21 protein-coding genes, 1 tRNA gene and 1 pseudogene are annotated in these 17,993 nt (G+C 60.2%); 8 read left to right on the top strand and 15 right to left on the bottom strand.

The features are described from left to right. The first annotated feature begins 112 nt into the window (after positions 1–112). The 4 genes from OKW38_RS23320 (at position 113) to OKW38_RS23305 (ending at position 2,114) form a co-directional block, all read left to right on the top strand. Complete coding sequence (locus OKW38_RS23320) at positions 113–394, top strand: type II toxin-antitoxin system RelE/ParE family toxin (protein WP_090801404.1); 282 nt, start codon at positions 113–115, stop codon at positions 392–394. A gap of 16 nt (positions 395–410) precedes the next feature. Continuing rightward, a complete protein-coding gene (locus tag OKW38_RS23315) occupies positions 411–863 on the top strand; it encodes a HigA family addiction module antitoxin (protein ID WP_429363225.1) in 453 nt (150 codons plus the stop codon). Between the two features lie 85 nt (positions 864–948). Next, the gene (locus tag OKW38_RS23310) at positions 949–1,965 is read left to right on the top strand and encodes a class 1 fructose-bisphosphatase (RefSeq protein ID WP_184053084.1); all 1,017 of its coding nucleotides are present in this window, start codon (positions 949–951) and stop codon (positions 1,963–1,965) included. A 73-nt stretch (positions 1,966–2,038) separates the two neighbouring features. Next, positions 2,039–2,114 (top strand) — tRNA-Thr (locus OKW38_RS23305). A gap of 99 nt (positions 2,115–2,213) precedes the next feature. Here the strand turns inward: OKW38_RS23305 and OKW38_RS23300 are convergent. The 5 genes from OKW38_RS23300 to OKW38_RS23280 form a co-directional block, all read right to left on the bottom strand. After that, on the bottom strand, positions 2,214–2,603 hold the full coding sequence (locus OKW38_RS23300) for a hypothetical protein (protein ID WP_429363223.1): 390 nt from the start codon (positions 2,601–2,603) through the stop codon (positions 2,214–2,216). Between the two features lie 296 nt (positions 2,604–2,899). Beyond that, positions 2,900–3,262, bottom strand: coding sequence for a hypothetical protein (locus OKW38_RS23295; protein WP_429363221.1), 363 nt, complete (start codon positions 3,260–3,262; stop codon positions 2,900–2,902). Positions 3,263–3,264: 2 nt separating this feature from the next. Then, positions 3,265–3,948, bottom strand: a complete 684-nt coding sequence (locus tag OKW38_RS23290) for a TIGR04255 family protein (protein WP_429363803.1) — start codon at positions 3,946–3,948, stop codon at positions 3,265–3,267. A 252-nt stretch (positions 3,949–4,200) separates the two neighbouring features. After that, positions 4,201–4,326 carry a hypothetical protein gene (locus OKW38_RS23285; protein WP_429363220.1) on the bottom strand — a complete coding sequence of 42 codons (126 nt, stop codon included), beginning with the start codon at positions 4,324–4,326 and terminating at the stop codon, positions 4,201–4,203. 287 nt (positions 4,327–4,613) lie between these two features. Beyond that, positions 4,614–6,181 (bottom strand): IS3 family transposase gene (locus tag OKW38_RS23280; protein WP_429363218.1). Its coding sequence is split into 2 segments (ribosomal slippage): positions 4,614–5,743 and positions 5,743–6,181, totalling 1,569 coding nucleotides; the frame shifts between segments, so codons are not numbered across the junction. Positions 6,182–6,273: 92 nt separating this feature from the next. Between OKW38_RS23280 and OKW38_RS23275 the strand changes: the two genes are divergently transcribed. The 3 genes and pseudogenes from OKW38_RS23275 to OKW38_RS23265 all read left to right on the top strand — a co-directional run bounded on the left by OKW38_RS23275 (position 6,274) and on the right by OKW38_RS23265 (position 9,227). Continuing rightward, the gene (locus tag OKW38_RS23275; RefSeq protein ID WP_429363216.1) at positions 6,274–6,690 is read left to right on the top strand and encodes a hypothetical protein; all 417 of its coding nucleotides are present in this window, start codon (positions 6,274–6,276) and stop codon (positions 6,688–6,690) included. Positions 6,691–6,771: 81 nt separating this feature from the next. Continuing rightward, positions 6,772–7,116: pseudogene (locus OKW38_RS23270) on the top strand (transposase); the annotation flags it as partial. Then, positions 7,113–9,227 carry an acyltransferase family protein gene (locus OKW38_RS23265; protein ID WP_429363214.1) on the top strand — a complete coding sequence of 705 codons (2,115 nt, stop codon included), beginning with the start codon at positions 7,113–7,115 and terminating at the stop codon, positions 9,225–9,227. The pseudogene OKW38_RS23270 and the gene OKW38_RS23265, both read left to right, overlap by 4 nt. Positions 9,228–10,373: 1,146 nt before the next feature. Here OKW38_RS23265 and OKW38_RS23260 read toward each other — a convergent pair. The 8 genes from OKW38_RS23260 to OKW38_RS23225 all read right to left on the bottom strand — a co-directional run bounded on the left by OKW38_RS23260 (position 10,374) and on the right by OKW38_RS23225 (position 16,150). Further along, positions 10,374–10,637, bottom strand: a complete 264-nt coding sequence (locus tag OKW38_RS23260; RefSeq protein WP_429335159.1) for a hypothetical protein — start codon at positions 10,635–10,637, stop codon at positions 10,374–10,376. Positions 10,638–10,757: 120 nt separating this feature from the next. Beyond that, on the bottom strand, positions 10,758–11,729 hold the full coding sequence (locus OKW38_RS23255; protein WP_429363212.1) for a Tim44 domain-containing protein: 972 nt from the start codon (positions 11,727–11,729) through the stop codon (positions 10,758–10,760). Between the two features lie 126 nt (positions 11,730–11,855). After that, complete coding sequence (locus tag OKW38_RS23250; RefSeq protein ID WP_090801418.1) at positions 11,856–12,212, bottom strand: hypothetical protein; 357 nt, start codon at positions 12,210–12,212, stop codon at positions 11,856–11,858. Positions 12,213–12,596: 384 nt separating this feature from the next. Further along, positions 12,597–12,902: a DUF4148 domain-containing protein gene (locus OKW38_RS23245; protein ID WP_429335161.1), complete on the bottom strand. Its 306-nt coding sequence runs from the start codon at positions 12,900–12,902 to the stop codon at positions 12,597–12,599. Positions 12,903–13,393: 491 nt separating this feature from the next. Then, a complete protein-coding gene (locus tag OKW38_RS23240; RefSeq protein ID WP_429363211.1) occupies positions 13,394–14,653 on the bottom strand; it encodes a putative Na+/H+ antiporter in 1,260 nt (419 codons plus the stop codon). An 82-nt stretch (positions 14,654–14,735) separates the two neighbouring features. Beyond that, complete coding sequence (locus OKW38_RS23235; RefSeq protein ID WP_143037115.1) at positions 14,736–14,861, bottom strand: PliI family lysozyme inhibitor of I-type lysozyme; 126 nt, start codon at positions 14,859–14,861, stop codon at positions 14,736–14,738. 271 nt (positions 14,862–15,132) lie between these two features. Further along, positions 15,133–15,618 (bottom strand): SgcJ/EcaC family oxidoreductase, encoded by a 486-nt coding sequence (locus OKW38_RS23230; protein WP_429363209.1) that lies wholly within the window; start codon positions 15,616–15,618, stop codon positions 15,133–15,135. A 205-nt stretch (positions 15,619–15,823) separates the two neighbouring features. Then, positions 15,824–16,150 (bottom strand): hypothetical protein, encoded by a 327-nt coding sequence (locus tag OKW38_RS23225; RefSeq protein ID WP_429363208.1) that lies wholly within the window; start codon positions 16,148–16,150, stop codon positions 15,824–15,826. A 141-nt stretch (positions 16,151–16,291) separates the two neighbouring features. Here OKW38_RS23225 and OKW38_RS23220 point away from each other — a divergent pair, with 141 nt between their 5' ends. Continuing rightward, the gene (locus tag OKW38_RS23220) at positions 16,292–17,236 is read left to right on the top strand and encodes an ureidoglycolate lyase (protein WP_429363206.1); all 945 of its coding nucleotides are present in this window, start codon (positions 16,292–16,294) and stop codon (positions 17,234–17,236) included. Here the strand turns inward: OKW38_RS23220 and OKW38_RS23215 are convergent. Both OKW38_RS23215 and OKW38_RS23210 read right to left on the bottom strand, forming a co-directional pair. After that, positions 17,172–17,561 (bottom strand): AI-2E family transporter, encoded by a 390-nt coding sequence (locus OKW38_RS23215; protein ID WP_429363205.1) that lies wholly within the window; start codon positions 17,559–17,561, stop codon positions 17,172–17,174. The genes OKW38_RS23220 and OKW38_RS23215 overlap by 65 nt on opposite strands. Positions 17,562–17,567: 6 nt before the next feature. After that, on the bottom strand, positions 17,568–17,933 hold the full coding sequence (locus OKW38_RS23210) for a hypothetical protein (RefSeq protein WP_429363203.1): 366 nt from the start codon (positions 17,931–17,933) through the stop codon (positions 17,568–17,570). Between the last annotated feature and the right edge of the window lie 60 nt (positions 17,934–17,993).

Here is a 17,993-nt window from a genome sequence, read left to right as displayed (position 1 = left end):
GCTCGTGTCGCGCCGTTAGCCGTTTGGCCGACTGTTCATCGGAGCTCGCCGGGCAGAAAGTATACGTACAGGTTTGATGGTTTACATTTAACGCGGTACGTTATACGATTCGATGATCACGACATTCGCAGACAAGGCCACCGCAAGAATTTTCCAGGGCAGGTTCGTGCATTCGTTGCCACGCTCGATCCAGGCGCTAGCGCATCGCAAGTTGCTGATGATCGACGCCGCGAGCTCCGTCTCGAATTTGCACGCGCCGCCCGGAAACCGGCTCGAAGCCTTGCAAGGCCAGCGCAGCGGGCAATGGAGCATCCGCATCAATGCGCAGTGGCGCATCTGTTTTCACTTCGTCGGCGAGGACGCGCTGAATGTCGAGATCATCGACTATCACTGACTACTGGGAGACCGACATGGTCATCAAACGCTCCGCGCTCAACAGCATCGATTTCTCCCACATCGATACGGGCGCGGCCATTGCCGAGATCCATCCGGGCGAAATTCTGCGCAGCGAGTTCCTCGAGCCGCTCGGCATGTCCGTCAACGCGCTCGCGCTCGCGCTGCGGGTGCCGGCGCCGCGCATCAACGACGTCGTGCGCGGCCGCCGCGCAATCTCCGCCGATACCGCTCTGCGGCTCGAGCGCTACTTCGGCGCCAGCGCGCAGTTCTGGCTCAATCTGCAGATCGCCTACGACCTGCGCGTCGCCACCGCCGCCGCCGGCGAGCAGATCGAACGGGAAATCGAACCGATGCCGCGCGCCGAGCGCCCGAAACTGCCCCGCGTGCCGGCCGGACACGCCCGGGCCGCGGCCCTCGCGGCCAGCGTCAGCGGCACCGTCTCGGCCAAGGCGCGCCGCAAGACCTGAAGCCGGCCGTGCGACCAAAAGCACGAAGCCGACACAAACGAGCGGTTAAAATCCCATCATTCTTCTAGCCTTCCGGAGTACAGCAATGTCTTTGCAACGTCGTACCACTCTCACGAAGTATCTGATCGAGCAGCAGCGCGAAACCAACAACCTGCCCGCCGACCTGCGCCTGCTGATCGAAGTCGTCGCGCGCGCGTGCAAGGCGATCAGCTACCACGTCAGCAAGGGCGCGCTCGGCGATGCGCTCGGCTCGGCGGGCAGCGAAAACGTCCAGGGCGAAGTGCAGAAGAAGCTCGACATCCTCTCGAACGAAATTCTGCTCGAGGCGAACGAATGGGGCGGCAACCTCGCGGGCATGGCCTCCGAGGAGATGGAACAATTCTTCCCGATTCCGGCCAACTATCCGAAGGGCGAATATCTGCTTGTGTTCGATCCGCTCGACGGCTCGTCGAACATCGACGTGAACGTGTCGATCGGTACGATCTTCTCGGTGCTGCGCTGCCCGGACGGCCATCAGGCCACCGAGCAATCATTCCTGCAGCCGGGCACGCAGCAGGTCGCCGCGGGCTATGCGGTGTACGGCCCGCAAACGGTGCTCGTGCTGACCACCGGTAACGGCGTGAACTGCTTCACGCTCGATCGCGAGCTCGGCTCGTGGGTGCTCACGCAAAGCGACATGCGCATTCCCGTCGAAACGCGCGAGTACGCGATCAACGCGTCGAACGAACGCCACTGGTATCCGCCGGTTCAGCAATACATCGGCGAGCTGAAGGCGGGTAAGGACGGCTCGCGTCAGGCCGACTTCAACATGCGCTGGATCGCGTCGATGGTCTCCGACGTGCATCGCATCCTGAATCGTGGCGGCATCTTCATGTACCCGGCCGACAAGCGTACGCCGGACAAGCCGGGCAAGCTGCGTCTGATGTACGAAGCGAATCCGATGGCGTTCATCGTCGAGCAGGCGGGCGGCGCCGCAACCAACGGCGAGAAGCGCATTCTCGACGTCCAGCCGAAGAGCCTGCACGAGCGCGTCGCGGTGTTCCTCGGCTCGAAGAACGAGGTCGATCGCGTGACCCGCTATCACCTCGAAGCGAAGAAGTGATCTCGAAAGAAAAAAATGCCTCAAGGGCTTGCCAAGGCACTAAAGTAGTCCCTATAATTTCGTTTCTCCTGATGCCGGAATAGCTCAGACGGTAGAGCAGCGCATTCGTAATGCGAAGGTCGGGGGTTCGATTCCTCTTTCCGGCACCAATGAATTCAAGCACTTGGCCCAGTCCTCGCGACTGGGCTTTTTGCGTTCTGAAATCCATGTAAGTGCATGTGTAAGCATTTTTCCACAACGCGAGAGCCCTACTGTATTCCCTTCTCCCGGTAGGAAATCGACTGATAGAGAAATTGCTGGACCGCTAAATGCTCAGGCGCATCTGGCTCTAGCGGCCATGTATTAACACCGGGCCGCGGATGAATGCCGCTGTGCGGATCGATGGCTGCGTTCGCGCTAGGCTCATGATGGCACTCCAACGTAGCCCCGAACACTTCCAACAGCACCTCATGAATTGCTGAAACCGGCAGAACGGCGTAGACGTTGCTTCGGGTGGGTTTAGGCGCGCGCAGGTCGTAAGGGTCGTCAAGCTGATACTGGCGCAAAACCGCAAGCTTCCCGCTAAGGTCGGCTCCACAGAGAAGGTATTCCAGCCAATTAACCGACAGATAAGCGTCTTTCCATTGACCATCGTCCAACCGGAACTCGAACGAGGCTGGTGTCGGCTCATTTGTATCCAAGTCGAGCGATGACTTCTTGCATGTCCGCGCTACGTGATCTGTATCAGGCAGCACCTTTGCCCCGACCCGAAGCTAGGCGTTTGGCGTCTGGATGGCGCTCAAAGAAAGTCACCACGTCGCCTGAGCCCCAGTCGCGATTTACGCCGTTTTCTCCAGTGACGGTAATGGCGTACTGGAAGCGAAAGCCATCCTTGAAGCGAAGAGTGAGACACTCTCTCCCCGACGCCCACGTCGCCATCAATTTCCCGGTCGATTCAGCGGACAACAAGGGCCGCGCTGCCGTCCGGTGGCAAAAACATAAAGCGGGCAAGCCCTTCACGCGACGCCTGATCAGTCGGACGGCCATAGTCCTCAAAAAAAGCCGTCTCAATTGCCATTAGCCTCTTTTCTATCCGTTCCTTTCTCTGGAGGTCATCCAACGGAACCTCCCCAACGGCCGCTCCAGCAGCGCTATCGTCTCGCACGGAAAGACTGTTAGCCAACACTGCTCCAGCAGAACTAGCATCCAACGCGAACTGGGAACGCATCGTCGGCAGACGCAACTGGAAACCGAAAGGCATGGCCTCGATCGAGTCGGTTCGAGCATTTTGGTCGGCCCAAGCGTATTCTGTTTCCATTCTTATTCCTCTCGAAGTTGCCATTCGTTGTGCATTTCGGGTGTGGTCAAGTCCCTGAAAGCCTCTACGAGAAAATCATGAGCCAACTGTGACCATTCACCGAACGACCGCTCTTCAGAATGCTTTCCACGAACCGTCAATTCGAGCTTAAGAACCTGCGTACCGTCCAATTTTCGACCAGTGAGCGTCGATACCTGTAGTTCCCCAACGTCATTCGGAACGGGAAAACTGTACGTCACGTTGCCCTGTGTAGGTACAGGCAACTTGCGGTTTTGCGAATCCCAAGCAACGTCTCGCAAAGCCCTCTGCGCATACTGGAAGACATCGCCGGATTTTCCGACTTCCAGGATGTTGATGTACGTTAGTTCGGCGCCCGTAGGCTGTAACGGCGAACCGAGTTCCTGGGATATGAATTTCTCAAACAGATCCCAAATCCGCAAGCATTCTGATCGGACTGCCGGAAATCGTATGTAGGTCGCCTTGTTGTCCGCGTCCTGCCGCCAATTGAAGTGGAAGCGGTTTTGTTGGAGTTGGATCAAGTGGGTCGTGTCTTCCGACATCAACCATACGCGCGGCAATACTAGGCCGGAAATGTCAGGCACTAGCACTTCGTTGGCGCCATAGATAGGTACCGCATGCGCCACCTTGGGGAAGTCTTTCCTGATCTTGTCCCAAAAAGGCCCCATAGTGCGGTATGAGGAAGTCTGAGCGCTGCAAAAACGTGCGCCCGAGAGCAACCTCATTGAGCGGCGGAGCATCGAATGTGATTGTCATGTTGACGATTCCAGTTAACCACAGGACTATACCAAACGGTCGAACGGTCGCAACTGGAAAGGCCCCTAACCGATTGCCTCCCGCTCAATACATCTCCCAACATATTCAAGCTATCGGCGCCGTTTTCAAGGCCTTGAGCGGTCCGGCAGCGTAGTTCGCGAAAGTCACCAGAACGGGATGGCGAGGATCGACACTCGCTGATACTTGTGCAGCGTATGCACGCCGCAGACAGTGCAGAACTGCATGCGGGTTTTCAGCGTGCGACGGCCCGATGTGGCTGCTCGCAGCAAGCTATGCAGTCCGTTTTGCGCGACAAAACGACCTGTTATTGACATTTCCATTATGCCCAGAATGCAACGTCGTCGTCTTCCAGACATGTGACGCAATGCCGCCTGTTGACTCCTATTCGAACTGGCTGTGTGAATTCTCCCTCGCGCGTCACGACAATGTCCCTACGCGAATGGGCAAGCGCACGCGGACAAGCGCGACGGGCTGGTCGATAGATGTTGTCTATTCTCGCGTTTCTGCGCATTTACCTCCACGCATCCGGCGCGCGTCAAGCAGGTTGTCGCCTCACTCATGCAGCCAGAGGCTGTTTATTTGCGCTGATCGACGCCATCTCGACGACTGAGTCGCGTTCGGGGTTAAGCGTCACGGCACCAACCGGTGTCCAGTTGCGCGTGTGACGCGACCAGCGGGCCGGATTGCACGCGCGCGCCTTCGCGTACAGTGCGTGACGTGCCACGAGAAGCGCACGATCGTCGCCGGCATGACGCTGCGCAGGTGTCACGTAGCGGATGCCGCTATGACGATGCTCGAAGTTGTACCACTGCACGAAGCCGGCAGCCCAGGTGCGAGCAGCGTTCAGGTCCTCGAAGCCTGTGACCGGAAACTCCGGCCGGTACTTCGCGGTTCGGAACAGCGCCTCGGCGTAGGCGTTGTCGTCGCTGACCCGGGGGCGCGAGTACGACGGCTTGACACCCAGCCAGTGCAGCATCGCCAGCACGGTGGTGGCCTTGAGCGTCGCACCGTTATCGCCGTGCAGCACCGGCCGGGTCTCAGGGACGGCAATGCCTTCGGAGAGCGCCGTACGACGTACGAGATGAGCAGCGTGTTCGGCCGCGTCGCTGTCGTGCACCTCCCAGCCGACAATCTTGCGGCTATACAGGTCCAGGATCAGGTACAGGTGGAACCATCGACCTGTTACCGTTGCCGGCAGAAACGTCATGTCCCAGCACCACACCTGGCGCGGCGCCGTTGCGACGTGCGTTGTCGGCGGCCGGGCGCTCGAAGGCGTTCTGGCACGGCCACGGCGCGTCATCTGCCCATGCTCGCGCAGCACGCGTGCAAAGGTCGATTCGCTGGCGATGTACACGCCTTCGTCGGCCAGCATCGGCACGATGCGCGCCGGTGGCATGTCGGCAAAGCGCGGCTCGCTGGCTACGCGCAGCACGTTTGCCCGCTCCTGCGGGCTCAGGGTGTGCGCGGGCAATGGGCGCATCGCGCCGGGCCTGGCGTCGCCCTTGACGAGCCCCTCATGGGCCTTCCAGCGTTGCAGCGTTCGCACATCGATTCCGGCGACCTCGCAGGCCAGACGCAACCGTGCGCCAGCCCGATTGGCCGATTCGATTTCCCGGGCCAGCCGCTGGCGATCTTCGAGGCCGATCATTCGTCCTCGCCCTTGTCCGTGTTGAAGATCGCCGCGACTTTTTTTGACAGTACCTGCAGTGCTGCTGTCTCAGCCAGCGCCTTCTCCTTGCGCCGCAGTTCGCGTTCGAGCTCCTTGATGCGGCGCTGGTCCTGCTTCGTCTGCTGCGGGCTCGCGCGGGCTTCTTCGGGCTCGGCCAGCGCCTGCGTGGCCGCTTGCCGCCACTGCGCCAGAACCTGCGGATACACGCCATGCTCGCGGCACCACGCATTGCGCGCCGTCTCGTCCATCGCCGCCGTGTTCAACACCGCCTCGAAACGGGCGGCCGCTGTCCATGCCCGCTCGCGAGCGGGCATGGACAGCGCATCACTGCGCCAGCGCTCCAGCGTCTGCGCGCCCACACCGATCTCTCGCGCAACCTCTTCCACTGATGCGCTCTCCGGCGGCAGCAACCGCGCCACCGCTCTGTCCTTGAATGTCTTTCCGTAACGCGCCAACTTGTTCTCTCTTTATCGCCCCCAGATTCCAATTTTATCTAGGCGACAACCATTGTGACGCGGGGGGCCTGCGACACGGCCGTGTAGAGATCGTGGAACTTGTGGCCGATGGCGGCGTGCAGCCGGTTCCACGCCTGCCAGAACGTGACGGAGGTGTCCGGCTTGCGGTGCAGCAGACAAGTCGCCCGCACGAGGTGGTCCGAAACGCCGCTCGCGCGGTCCATGGCGCCGAGCTTCTAGTCCAGCACGCCAGCGAAGGCAAGCAGATTGTTACGCTGGTTCCGCAGGGCAACGCGCGTCGCACCGATGCGCGATGGATCCTCCGGTTCGCGCCGATGAAGTTCCTCGACGATGAAGTCGACATTTCTTATCGCTTCTGTGGGGGAGCGCACGAAATACATCGCGGGCCTATACATTTCCCTAAACTTTTTACGTCACAATCGTCCGTAAAAGCAAACGAGAGAAAGGGCAACGGCACCTTGGCTTTTTCTGGTTATTTATCGAGATGAAATATGCAATGATCGCCGCGGAATCAGCGGAGCAGGTCTGAACCCCGCGCGAGCAGACGTTCCGGCAACCCTGCGGCGGGCGGCAGCCAAAATTGCGCGCATGCTTACCAGAATCTTGTCAGCCAGTTCGGCATGCAAGCCTCAATGAGCAGACGAGGAAACTGCTTTGACAACGCATCGATCGAATCATTTTGGGGAACGCTGAAGAGCGAGTTGGCCTATCGTCGGCGGTTCGCCAGTCGGCAGCGGGCGCAGCAAGAGATCACGGAATACATCGAGATCCCTTATAACCGGCAGCGGACACAAGCGCAGCTTGACTATCTGTCTCCCGCGGTTTTCACGCAGCGTTTCTACTTGAACAAGATCGCTGCTAAACCCGTTGGCGTCCACGGATTCCGACCGGCCTCATTAACTCTCATGCCATGAATCCACGCCATAACGCTACTACTGCGCCGCAACTCGCCCGTCCTGCGCACGCGGCATACATCGACGGTTTGCGTGCGGTCGCAGTGTTGTCGGTCATCGTTTATCACCTGTACGCGCAGTGGTTACCCGGCGGGCTTGCAGGGGTCGATATCTTTTTCGTGGTTTCCGGGTTTGTTGTCAGCGCATCCGTTGGAAACCTCGAATCGATGCAGTTGTCGCGCTTCGTGTTCTATTTCTATTCGCGTCGAGTGCAGCGGATCGTGCCAGCGCTCGGGGTGTGCCTGCTGGTGACCGGCTTGTTTTCAGCACTATTCATTCCAAACGCGTGGCTGAGCGATACCAACAAATACACCGGCTTCTTTGCTTTCTTTGGGTTGAGCAATGTGGTGCTCGCGTTCATCGGTGATGACTATTTTTCGCCACGCGCCGAATTCAACCCGTACCTGCATACCTGGTCGCTTGGGGTAGAAGAGCAGTTTTATCTGATCTTTCCATTGCTTTTCTTCATGTGGGTGAGCAAACGTCCGAGAAAGACGCTTTGCGTTGTTCTGTTCGCCGGCGGGCTCGCTCTGTCCGTGTTGAGCGCATGGTGGCTTTCGAGGCGAAATGAGGGGCTAAACTTTTACCTGATTCCAGGGCGTTTCTGGGAATTGGCATCCGGTATCCTGCTATACCAGTTCCTCGCGCTCGCGAAGCGCCCGCTCGGCGTGATCGACCGCAATGGGACGCTGGGTTCGATGGCGTTGCTCGTTGGTTCGCTGGTGCTGCTTGCGGCTGGTTTCAAGGTCTTGCGCCCGGAGCAGCTTCCTTTTCCGGGAGCGCTGCTGCCGGTTGCCGGCACGCTTGGCGTACTGTACGCGCTGCACGGAAGAGCGCCGCGGGATTGGCTGCACAGGCTGCTCATTTCACCAGCGGTGACTTTCGTCGGCAAGATCTCATATTCGCTTTATCTCTGGCACTGGCCTGTGATCGTGCTGCTGCGGTGGACGACGGGGATCGATGCGCCTGTCTGGCGCGTGCTTGCGGCCGTACTGAGCTTCGCGCTGGCGACGGCGTCGTGGTACTACGTCGAGAATCCTGTGCGGCGCTCGGCGGTCCTGAAAGGCATGCGGCGTCCCGCTCTCGTAGGTGCGGGCTTAGCTACGTTGACGTGCGCAGCGCTGTTGTGGGTCGGCATTCAGGCAGCCCAACTGAAACTGAATCTGTCGCTGAGCGTGGTGTCACAACGTGCCGACGACTGGTATCCGAGCCGCCCCCTTGAGCCCAGCAATGACGGATGTCTGGACACGTGGAACAGGACGAAGCTCAACGGGGGGCCCGTATGGACATATTCGCGTGCGGGATGTTCGCTTCCGGCGACCTATCGCGGGCGCCTGTACGTGATCGGCGATTCGCACGCGATGGCCTACAACAGGATGTTGCGCGAATTCGCCCGTGATACTGGCGTGAAGGTCTTCGCGTACAACAATGGAGGCTGTCCGTTCATTGCTTTGCTGCCGCGCAAACAAGATGAGGTGGCGAGCTGTGCGCCGGGGACGGATGCGGCAATCGCTCAAATCGAGGCGCAGGTCAGGCCCGGTGACGTGGTCTTCCTGCCTTCGCTGCGGCTGCCACGTTTCTCCGACGAGTGGGCCCGCTTCGACGACTCGAGCGCCTGGGGCTACATGTTTGGTCCAGAGGCCGTGCAAAGCCGGGTAGACGGCGTGCGAGAGGCCATTCCAATCTTGCAGAAACTGGCAGCCAAAGGGGCGAAGGTCATCCTGGAGGGGCCGACACCCGAGTTTCGGAGCCAGCCGTTCCGATGTTCGGACTGGTTCAATCGCGACAATCCCATCTGTTCCGGCGGCGACCGCATCGCCCGTGCGGATCTGGAAGCCTTGCGGGCGCCGGTGCTCGAATCCTATGCGCACATCGTGCAGGCGGTCCCCGAAGTTAGCGTATGGGACCCGTTGCCACGACTGTGCCCAGATTCGGTCTGCTCAACGCACACCGCCGACGGCCGGCCGCTCGTCTTCGATGGCGATCACCTCAGCGGCTATGCGAACAGGCTTCTGTTGCCAAGCTTTAAGCAGCTCGTCAGCAAGCTTATGGAAGCGGGGGCCGCGAGCTGATGCGGGGAAGAGTTCCGGCGATGGCTGGCGAGGTAGTTAGTCCGAAGATCGAGTACCGGCTGTGCGAGCTTGGGTACTGTCAGGTTGACGGAGGGGGCGACGAATATTATGGGGCATGCAGAAAGGTTCCCTGTCCGTTCTGCCGTCGGCCGATACACCGGTTTCGTTCAACGGCTCACCCGCGGCCCTTCTCTGGCCCGGGCGGGTGTCGCGGTGGATAACCTGTGAGAAGGCCCTCCCGGTTCATCCGTTCAGCGGTAACATTCCCCAGGTCGTCAGGGACACGATTCGGCATCCAGCGGCGAGACAGGCTGCGCACCGATAAACGGCCTTGCTGGGCGGTGTCGTTGCATGCCCGGGCCCGGATAATAACCGCGCAGCAGGACTCCATTCGGGACTCGGTGTACGTTGTCACGTCACCAGGTTGTAGCTCGAGTTCGCCCGCTGCCGGTCTGACCTTGTCGCTACCCTTGCCGTTGTGTCCTTGGTGTGGTCCCCACGTGCGTGGGGATGAACCGTACGGCATTAGCGCGGCCTCGTATGCGAACGACGTGGTCTCCACGTGCGTGCGTGCGGATGAACCGATGACAGAATAGTCGTGGACGGCGCCAATCAAGTTGGCCTTCCGGCCGTGCTGCTTGACGCTGTCTAAGTCGCCCGATCAGGCGCGCGAGTGGTCCCAACGCGTTTCCTCCAACGAAGCGTCGGAATCGGCGCAACATTCGCGTGCCATGTGTTCGGCAAGCGCCAACTCATCAAGCCACGATTCGCAGCCCGCGTTGGGCAGTGATTTATACCAGCAACGGCCTTGGCAAGGGGAGCCGAGGCTGCGGCGAACCGGTTCAACCTCACCGGTTGCAAGGTATTTCTGGAAAGCGAAAATCCGGCCAGCGTGAGCGTCCGTTTCGGATCAAGATAACAGGCCGTTGTGGGTCGCTATGTAAACCTCTGCATAGCGACCCTGCCCTGCCGTTTGCTTGTCCGTCGGCCGAATGGCCGCCTTGAGATGGGGATGCGACACAGCCTCCTGCCGGCATAATCAGGAAATCTGCCAGTGCCGACAAGTGGGGCCAAGCCGATTCCATCGAGCATGCACGCTGCTCGCCCGAGGCCATCGTTGACGCGTCCGCGCATTGAAGTCATTGATCAATCGGCTGATCCAGTCGTGCAGTAGTGAGCAAACTGTTCTGCCGAGAGCGCGAAACCCTTCTGCTTGGCGAGTTCCCAAGGACGTTCGCATTGGTGCGTGGATTCACACCAGGAATACCCAGCCGAACCAATACAACCATGTGCATCGCGATCTGCACCGACAACGGGTGACGGGCTGCTGGGCGGCGAGGCGGCGCAAGCGCTTAGCAAGCATGTCATCGTGACAGTGGCCAGGTAAAGAGAAAAGTAGTCTCGGCGCATAAAATGAGTCCCAGATTTGTGTGACGTCGGATTTTGGTCTTTTTGCCGTTTGCGAGTCGCGCAATAGCGCTTGTGGGCTAACCGGCAGCGAGCCGCTGCCGGTTCCGACCGCGCTCGATGCTAACGGCCAATCTGCTGTATCCCCGCCAGTCGCCAGGCGGGGTCGCCATGCCCGTGGCCCACGATGTTCCAGACCTCCTCAAACGGTTGCGCCGTCTGCGCGTCCTCGTCTTCGCGCATCTGGCCGTGAAAGCGAAGGCTAACCAGTGTTTCGCTGCCATTGTGTTCCGTGCTCAACAATTCCACGTCCAGCTGCGTGATTTCCGTATGGCTCGGCTGGTTGCCCCGATCTTCCAGGTCCCGCTTGATCACCGCGAACATTTCCGGGGTTGTCAGCTCGAAAAGGTCGCCTTGTTCGTTCTGGTCCCAGGCGCGTTGCAGACGCAGGAACAAGGTCTTGGCCGATGCCAGCAAGACCGCCTGATCGAGCCCGACAGGCAGCCCCGGCACTGTCGTTGTTTGTGCCGCTGCGGCGGAATTCATCGCTGTGCGCGGCCAGGCACCGAAATTCGTCTCAGGCGCCGCCTGCCCGCTCTGATTCATGAGCAAGGAGCCGTTCATGCGCTGCCCGTTCGCCGCGTCGTGCCCATAAGCGAGATCCGGACGGCGCCGGTTGGCAAGGAAGCGGAACAGCATCATGCCGGCGACAATCACGAGGCCAATCACCACTACGCTCGACAGCATCTGGGCCAGCCCTTCACCCAGCCCCAACGACGACATCAGCGCGGCAATGCCGAGTCCTGCGGCCAGGCCGGCGAGCGGGCCCATCCAGCGGTTGGCTGGCTTCGCGGCAGCGGCCGCCGGTGCGGCCTGCTGCGCCGGTTGAGCTTGCTGGCTCCGTTGGCCTTGCCCGGACGGCGACGCCGTCTGCGACTGGCGGCCGACACTACTACCACCGCCAATACGCTTCGCTTCGGCATGGTTGGATGCGACAGTGCCCGCGACGAGCACTAGCGCCATGGCCAGGACAGCTGCACCACGCGTCACGACACTCGCAAGGCGTCGCAACTGATTGATTGTGTGCGAATACATAAGAATCTCTTTCGTGTAGGACAGAAACTCGCGAAGGTCGCCCGAACGCGTCTTTCCATCGCGGACCGCAAATAGCGAGCAATACCGCTCGTACGATGCCACCGTAGCCGTGCAAGCATGGCTTGCTTAGACGGCATCAGGCTCAGCGCTCCAGGTGCACTCGCGTTGACTCGCGCGGCGCCTCGCGACGCGCGCCTGGCGCCTGCGGACGATCGAAGAAACGGCGCGGGCAAGCGCGAGATCGAGGGCGCCGCGCCAGTCTTTCGCAATCGACGTCACCACGACCGGATTCGCACCGGGCACCTGCACCTGCACCTGGCAACGCTTATCGAGTCCGCGGCGCGGGCCGTTGACGTCGGAGAGATTGACGGTGGCCCGGGAAACCAGCCAGGCCATCCGGCGGAACACAAACTGGGTGCGTTGGCGCGCAAAGCTGCGCAAGCGTGCAGCTTCAATGTCGCAGGACTTGAACAGGACTTGCATGAGACCTCCATCAGAAACAGAAAGAAAAGACGGGTTAGCGAAACAACGACCGCCGGGGCGGAAGCCTGAGTGCTTAGTCGTTGAAGCCAGTTTATCGGTTTAACGCGCCATTACAATCACCTTTCACCCAATAAATACTTGTCGCGTCTGCAACGTCACCCCAGTGGGCGCAAAGCAATTACAAACGACGAAACGCCGGAGCGAATGACGAATTCGCGCCGGCGCAAAAATGCAATGAAACGCTAATACTGGAAGGGGATGGAATGCCGGTCTGCGCGGCTGAATGCAGGCCCGGTTGCAGACGATGAAGCGGCGACGATGCCGCTCGCCGGAGATCACCGGGCCGGGCAGTTGAAAGCGCCCGGCCATCCGGCTGATAGCCCATTAACTTCCTTTGTAGATCGAATGATCCGAGGCCACCTGGGTCGGTGCGCCGGAAGCGGCCGAGCCCGATTTCACGCCACCGTGGCCACTGAGTGCCGGCTGAGCCGCCACGCTTTTCAGCGCGGCCTGGAGGTGCGTGGGGTAGTGCGCGTCACCGTGGTTGCCGTCGTAGCCCGCTTGCCGCAACTGCGCCAGCTCCGCGCGCACTTGCTCACGGGTGAGGGGGCCGTTGCTGTTAGCGGATGCCATCGTCGGCAGAGCGAGGACCGAAACGAGTGCGATAACCGGAATGAATGTTTTAGCCATGGTTAATTCTCCAATTTAATTTCAGAAACAGAAAATACTGGGTTAGCGAAACAACGACCGCTGGGGCTGAAACTTGTGTGCTTAGTCGTTGAAGCCAGTTTATCGGTTTACCGCACCATTACAATCACCTTTCACCCAACAGATACTTTCCGCATCTGCAACGTCATCGGGGTACCTCGCGGCGCAAAGCAATTACAAACGACGAAACGCCGGAGCGAAACGAATTCGCCCCGGCGCAAGAATGCAATGAAACTGTCGTTAATACTGGAAGGGGGATGGAATGCCGGTCTGCGCGGCTAAGTACAGGCTGCCGTCACGCGCGTTCGTCAGGCCGCTGGCCGCGACCTGCGCAGTCGTGGTGGTCTCGTGCAAAATCCAGGCCGGTGTTGGTTATCGCCGCAAGACGTTATTCATCGTGGCCCGGCGTCCTGCGACTGCGCGCCATCGAATCGCACCCAGTTGGGCGCACTACCGGACAGCGGTGCGCCAGCCTACAGCAAAAGCAGCGTTGCCGAGACGACGCACGTCGGCACGACGGCAGCGAGCAACAGGCCGAGCAGGCTGACTGACTCATCATGGAATCCCTTGTGCACGATGGCGAGTCCTGCGGGATTCGGCGCGTTGGCGATCACCGTGAGACCGCCTCCAGCCACTGCGCCGGCCAGCAGCATGTACTTCGCCTGGTCCGGAAGGCCCGCGATCAGCGAGCCGAGATAGGTAATCGCCGCGTTGTCCATGATCGCCGTCAGGCCAAGCGCGCCGGCGTAAAGTGCGTAAGCATCGAGCGATGCGACGACCGGCTGCAGCCACCATCGCTGCAACCCCCCGAGCACAACCAGGCCGCCGAGAAAGAACGCTACCAGCAGGCTCTCGCGCAACATCAGCGGCGACTGGTACTGCTCGTATGCCTGCGTGAAGCCCAAAAAGAAAAGCAGGAGGCCGATGAAGATAACCGGGTGATGGGCCGACAGCACCACCGCGACGAGAAAGCCGGTGTGTATCAGCGTGACGCCCGTCGGAACGGGAACCGCGGCGGCGGGCGCCTCGTTGCGCTGTGCGTGCTTCGGGAGCTTGCGGTGCATGAATAGCAGCAGGCCTGTTGCGTTGACCAGCACGGCAATGGCCGCCTTCCAGCCAAACTGCGCCGCCATAAACGCGCTGTCCCATCCCCAGGCGGCGGCAACCATCAGCACCGGAGGCGCGGCATAGGCGGTCAGCATGCCGCCGACCGACACGTTGACAAACAGCACCGCGAGCGTCAGATATTTCCAGTGTTCGGCGATCGGCGACCTGAAAAGCCGGTCTCGCAGGATCAGCGCCGCCAGCGTCATTGCGGCCGGCTCCGTGATGAACGACCCGAGCAACGGAACGAGGGTCAGGGAAAGCCAGATGACGCCTGTTTCCGTCTTGACGGGAAGGACCCGCGCGATGTGCGACACGAGCGTCGTGACCGCGTCGAGAATGGGCCGGCTCGCGGCGATCACCATGATCACGAAGACAAACAGGGCTTCGGTGAAGGAGCGCGATTCAGCATAGGCCACGGCCTGCGCAGAACCGGCCAGCGCGACGATAGCCAGACACAGGATCAGGGCCCAGAGGCCGAAGACGACTTCCACTTCGCCGAGAAAGTGAAACAGGCCCGCGTGGTGCGGGTGCCGGTGGGCCAGAACCTCGAAGCGTTTCGCGAGGAGCGTATGGAGCAGGGCCAGTCCGAAGATGACTGTGCCGGCGATTTCAACTGAATGTGGCATGTGTTCGCTTTGAATGGCGATGGAACGGACTCTGGAACGCACGCGGTTGGTGTTGCCGCCGGCCGGATCGCTGGCCTCGCTTTTAGGCAGCTCTCAGCGTAGCCACGACATCGTGCCGCGTATCGGTATCGACGCGGGCAAGCAGCCTGACCGTGTGGAGGCCGATCCTGAGCGCGTCGACTTCGAGAAAGTTTCCGGAGGCCGCCATGAGGTTTGTAGTGCAAATTAATTGTGTCAATCCAGAATTCTGGCGACAGGGCCGAGCGGCGCCTGGAATTCGTTGAACTTAAATTCTTATCGAGGGGCTAGCCGGACTCAATGGCCAGTTGACAGTTTCATTTGATCTATGAGGGTTGGCGGCCGAAATTCCCCTCGATTCTGCGCGTGAAGCATGCGCGGCAGCAATTGGCGTGAGGCGTCTAACGCGCTCAGCCATTCACATCTGATCGCCTGGCACGGACCCTTTGTTCAATGGAGTGTTACTCCGGCATCGCCGACGAATGGTGATTGAGGATCTTCCACTCCCCATCAACCTTCTTGTACACGAATGTATAGCGCGCATGCACCTTCTGATGCTTGCCGTTCTTCACCGTGTCGAACGTATAGACGCCCGTGTCCAGCGCCGAATCGTCGCTCAGCAAGCGGATCTCGCGGAGGTTGATCGTACCGTGCGGTTTCAGCTTCAGAAACCTCACGAAATAGTCCTTGATGCTGGCGGGAGTCGTGCGGACTTCATTGGAAACCGTTGGCTCCAGTACGGCATCGGGTGCGTACAGCCTGGCAACGGAGTCGGCGTCGCCCGTTGCGAGCGCCTCATTCCACCGATCGAACAGCGACGCGATTTCAGCTTCGCGCTGATTCGTCGGCGCCACGGCGATTTCGCGATAGACCTTCGGTACGAGGGCTTCGCCTGCAAACACGCTAGTGCTGAAAACAACTGCGGCGGCGATCAAAATCTTCTTCATTTTTGCGTTCAATCCATTTAAACGAGAGCCAACGAGGAGTCGGGAAACTACAGCCACCAGGCGCCTTAGGCTACAAGGGAACCTTTCAGGTATCGCCGGCTGCCAACGGCCAGCCAGCTATGTCGTCAGTCGACCTGTCTGGGACGTATTGTGATATTACACCCAATATTGATGTATTCGTCAACTATGACGTTATAGGAAAGTTTTAGCCTCGTTGTTCGCAAACGCTTCGCGCGAACAGACGCCTGATGACGTTGCAAGCGCGGAAACTCACGCGTCGACGCGCACGACGCAACGCTACGACCCACATTCGAGCGCGATCCAGTTTGAAGAGGTTGAGCGGATAATCAAGCAATTCGCGCCGTCGAAAATTCTTTTCACGTTCGACGGCATGCACGATTTGGACAGAGTGATAGATCGCCTCGCTAATGCGTTTCCAGAACGCATTGTTGACAATCCAGCCCGCTGTGTCGAACGGCCGAAAGGGCCGGGCCCGGACGGTCGACCTGTGTTGCTGCGATTGCGCCAGCATCGCCGCCAACTTCCGTAGCCGACCCACTTCCGACGTCAGGTCCAACGTTGTGCCAGTGGCTTTTCCACGTGGACAAGCGGCGGTCAAACTCTTTGTTCGACCATCGGCGGTCGGTACGTTCTACTCCTGTAGACTGCCGCAATGACCCAAGAAATCGATTACCTCAATCCCAGCCTTCCTTCTGGCCTTCGGCGCGTGTCAATGCCCGTGGTCGATGCGACCCCCACAACGCTTGATGGATTCGGCAGGCTTGTAGCAGACCCGAGCGAGTGTTCGATCGAGATTGTGCAGTGGCCGGCAGTGGGTGCAAGGCCCGTTGACCCCGGAACCGGTGATGAGGCAGGCACGACCGAAGGCACATTTGTGAGCGAATGGCGCGGGGACATTCTGTACGGTCGAAACGAGGCTGTGGGCGGCAACTACATCCTTGCGTACGCAGTGGAGCCTGAAGCAGCCCGTGACGACAACACCAATGTACCGGAGCGCATGTTGCTTTGGCACGCGAACTACCACCCAGACGGTGGACAACTGTTCTTTCCTCTCGACCATCGCCCGTTCTACGTTCCCTTGGCGCTGCCCGGGGACGACATAGCGCCAGAGAAGTTCGTGTGCTTTCGCTTTGATGGACAGCAGGGCCTCTACATCCATCCAAACATCTGGCATGAAGGGGTGTTCACTCTCGAAGGAACCCAGCGGTTCTTTGACAAGCAGGGCGCCGTCCACGCGCGCGTCTCTGTCGACTTTGCCCGCGAGTTTGGTTGTCTCCTCGAGGCACCGCTTGCCCGCGACGCCCCAACCCCTTCGAGGCGGCGGCCTACAGCTGTAGCGCGAAGGGAACACCCGCTCCCGACCCGAAGCGGTTGGCCATCGCATAGCGGGCGCCAGCGTCCCCATCTAAAGGTCCAGCGGACATACGTCCTCGGTTCGCCGGTATCGCATCCCTTTATGAGAGTGATGAGGCGCGCGCCACGCGCACGAAGTATCCCTGAAATCAACGGACGTTACCGACAGGCGAACAACGTTAGTCATCGTTCGTCAGGAGAACTGCGAAACGACGTGTCGATTCGAACGTGGAAAACGCAATGACCAGGCCGACGGTGATCGGCACTGCGAGGAAGGCGCCCGCGATGCCCCAGATCGACGACCACACCGCCAGACTGATCAGGATCACCGCGGGGCTCAGGTTCAGTGAGCCGCCCATCAGCCACGGGTCGAGGAGATGGCCGACCACGAAGTTCGCGAGCGTGAGCGAGATGAACAGCACGATCGCCGCGTTCCACTGACCGAACTGCAGCGCGGCGAGCAGCGTCGGCACCGCGACCGAGATCCACGAGCCCGCATACGGGATGAAGTTCAGTAGGCCGGCCAGCACCGCCCAAAGCTCCGCGAATTCGAGTCCGACGAGCCGCATGCAGGTTCAGCTCGCGATGCCAAGGATCGCGCCGAGCAGGGTCTTCATCGCGAGATAGACGCCGATCTTCGAGTTGATCTCGTCGATTACCGACACGATCCGCGTCGAGTCGCCCGCGAAGTTCACGAGCTTGCGGCGGTATTTCGCGTGCTCGATGAGAAAGAACGTCGCATAAAGCAGCACGACGATGATCGCCGCGAGCAGCGACGACACCGACGACAGCGTGGCGGTTATGATCGCCTGCACGTTGACGCTCGCTAACAGGTCGCGGCGGATCGCAGCCCAGTTGGCCTCCGTTTCGATGTGCAGCAGCGCGGCGAACTTCGTAAACAGTACGAGCAGCGTCGCCTCGTACTTCGGCGCGACGGCCATCAGCCGGTCCCCTGTCGGACAGCAGCAGGTCGACCGACAGGTAGACCGTGAAGAGCATCA

It is taken from the genome of Paraburkholderia sp. MM5496-R1, assembly GCF_050436205.1.
Taxonomy (GTDB): Bacteria; Pseudomonadota; Gammaproteobacteria; order Burkholderiales; family Burkholderiaceae; genus Paraburkholderia; species Paraburkholderia tuberum.
Note: the sequence above shows the minus strand (reverse complement) of the source record. Positions and strands in the feature narration are given on the sequence as shown.

Coding starts and splice junctions, on each gene's coding strand:
- OKW38_RS23320 (WP_090801404.1), top strand. CDS start 113: ATGATCACGACATTCGCAGACAAGGCCACCGCAAGAATTTTCCAGGGC.
- OKW38_RS23315 (WP_429363225.1), top strand. CDS start 411: ATGGTCATCAAACGCTCCGCGCTCAACAGCATCGATTTCTCCCACATC.
- OKW38_RS23310 (WP_184053084.1), top strand. CDS start 949: ATGTCTTTGCAACGTCGTACCACTCTCACGAAGTATCTGATCGAGCAG.
- OKW38_RS23295 (WP_429363221.1), bottom strand. CDS start 3,262: ATGGAAACAGAATACGCTTGGGCCGACCAAAATGCTCGAACCGACTCG.
- OKW38_RS23290 (WP_429363803.1), bottom strand. CDS start 3,948: ATGGGGCCTTTTTGGGACAAGATCAGGAAAGACTTCCCCAAGGTGGCG.
- OKW38_RS23265 (WP_429363214.1), top strand. CDS start 7,113: ATGAATCCACGCCATAACGCTACTACTGCGCCGCAACTCGCCCGTCCT.
- OKW38_RS23260 (WP_429335159.1), bottom strand. CDS start 10,637: ATGCGCCGAGACTACTTTTCTCTTTACCTGGCCACTGTCACGATGACA.
- OKW38_RS23255 (WP_429363212.1), bottom strand. CDS start 11,729: ATGTATTCGCACACAATCAATCAGTTGCGACGCCTTGCGAGTGTCGTG.
- OKW38_RS23250 (WP_090801418.1), bottom strand. CDS start 12,212: ATGCAAGTCCTGTTCAAGTCCTGCGACATTGAAGCTGCACGCTTGCGC.
- OKW38_RS23245 (WP_429335161.1), bottom strand. CDS start 12,902: ATGGCTAAAACATTCATTCCGGTTATCGCACTCGTTTCGGTCCTCGCT.
- OKW38_RS23240 (WP_429363211.1), bottom strand. CDS start 14,653: ATGCCACATTCAGTTGAAATCGCCGGCACAGTCATCTTCGGACTGGCC.
- OKW38_RS23235 (WP_143037115.1), bottom strand. CDS start 14,861: ATGGCGGCCTCCGGAAACTTTCTCGAAGTCGACGCGCTCAGGATCGGC.
- OKW38_RS23230 (WP_429363209.1), bottom strand. CDS start 15,618: ATGAAGAAGATTTTGATCGCCGCCGCAGTTGTTTTCAGCACTAGCGTG.
- OKW38_RS23225 (WP_429363208.1), bottom strand. CDS start 16,150: ATGCTGGCGCAATCGCAGCAACACAGGTCGACCGTCCGGGCCCGGCCC.
- OKW38_RS23220 (WP_429363206.1), top strand. CDS start 16,292: ATGACCCAAGAAATCGATTACCTCAATCCCAGCCTTCCTTCTGGCCTT.
- OKW38_RS23215 (WP_429363205.1), bottom strand. CDS start 17,561: ATGCGGCTCGTCGGACTCGAATTCGCGGAGCTTTGGGCGGTGCTGGCC.
- OKW38_RS23210 (WP_429363203.1), bottom strand. CDS start 17,933: ATGGCCGTCGCGCCGAAGTACGAGGCGACGCTGCTCGTACTGTTTACG.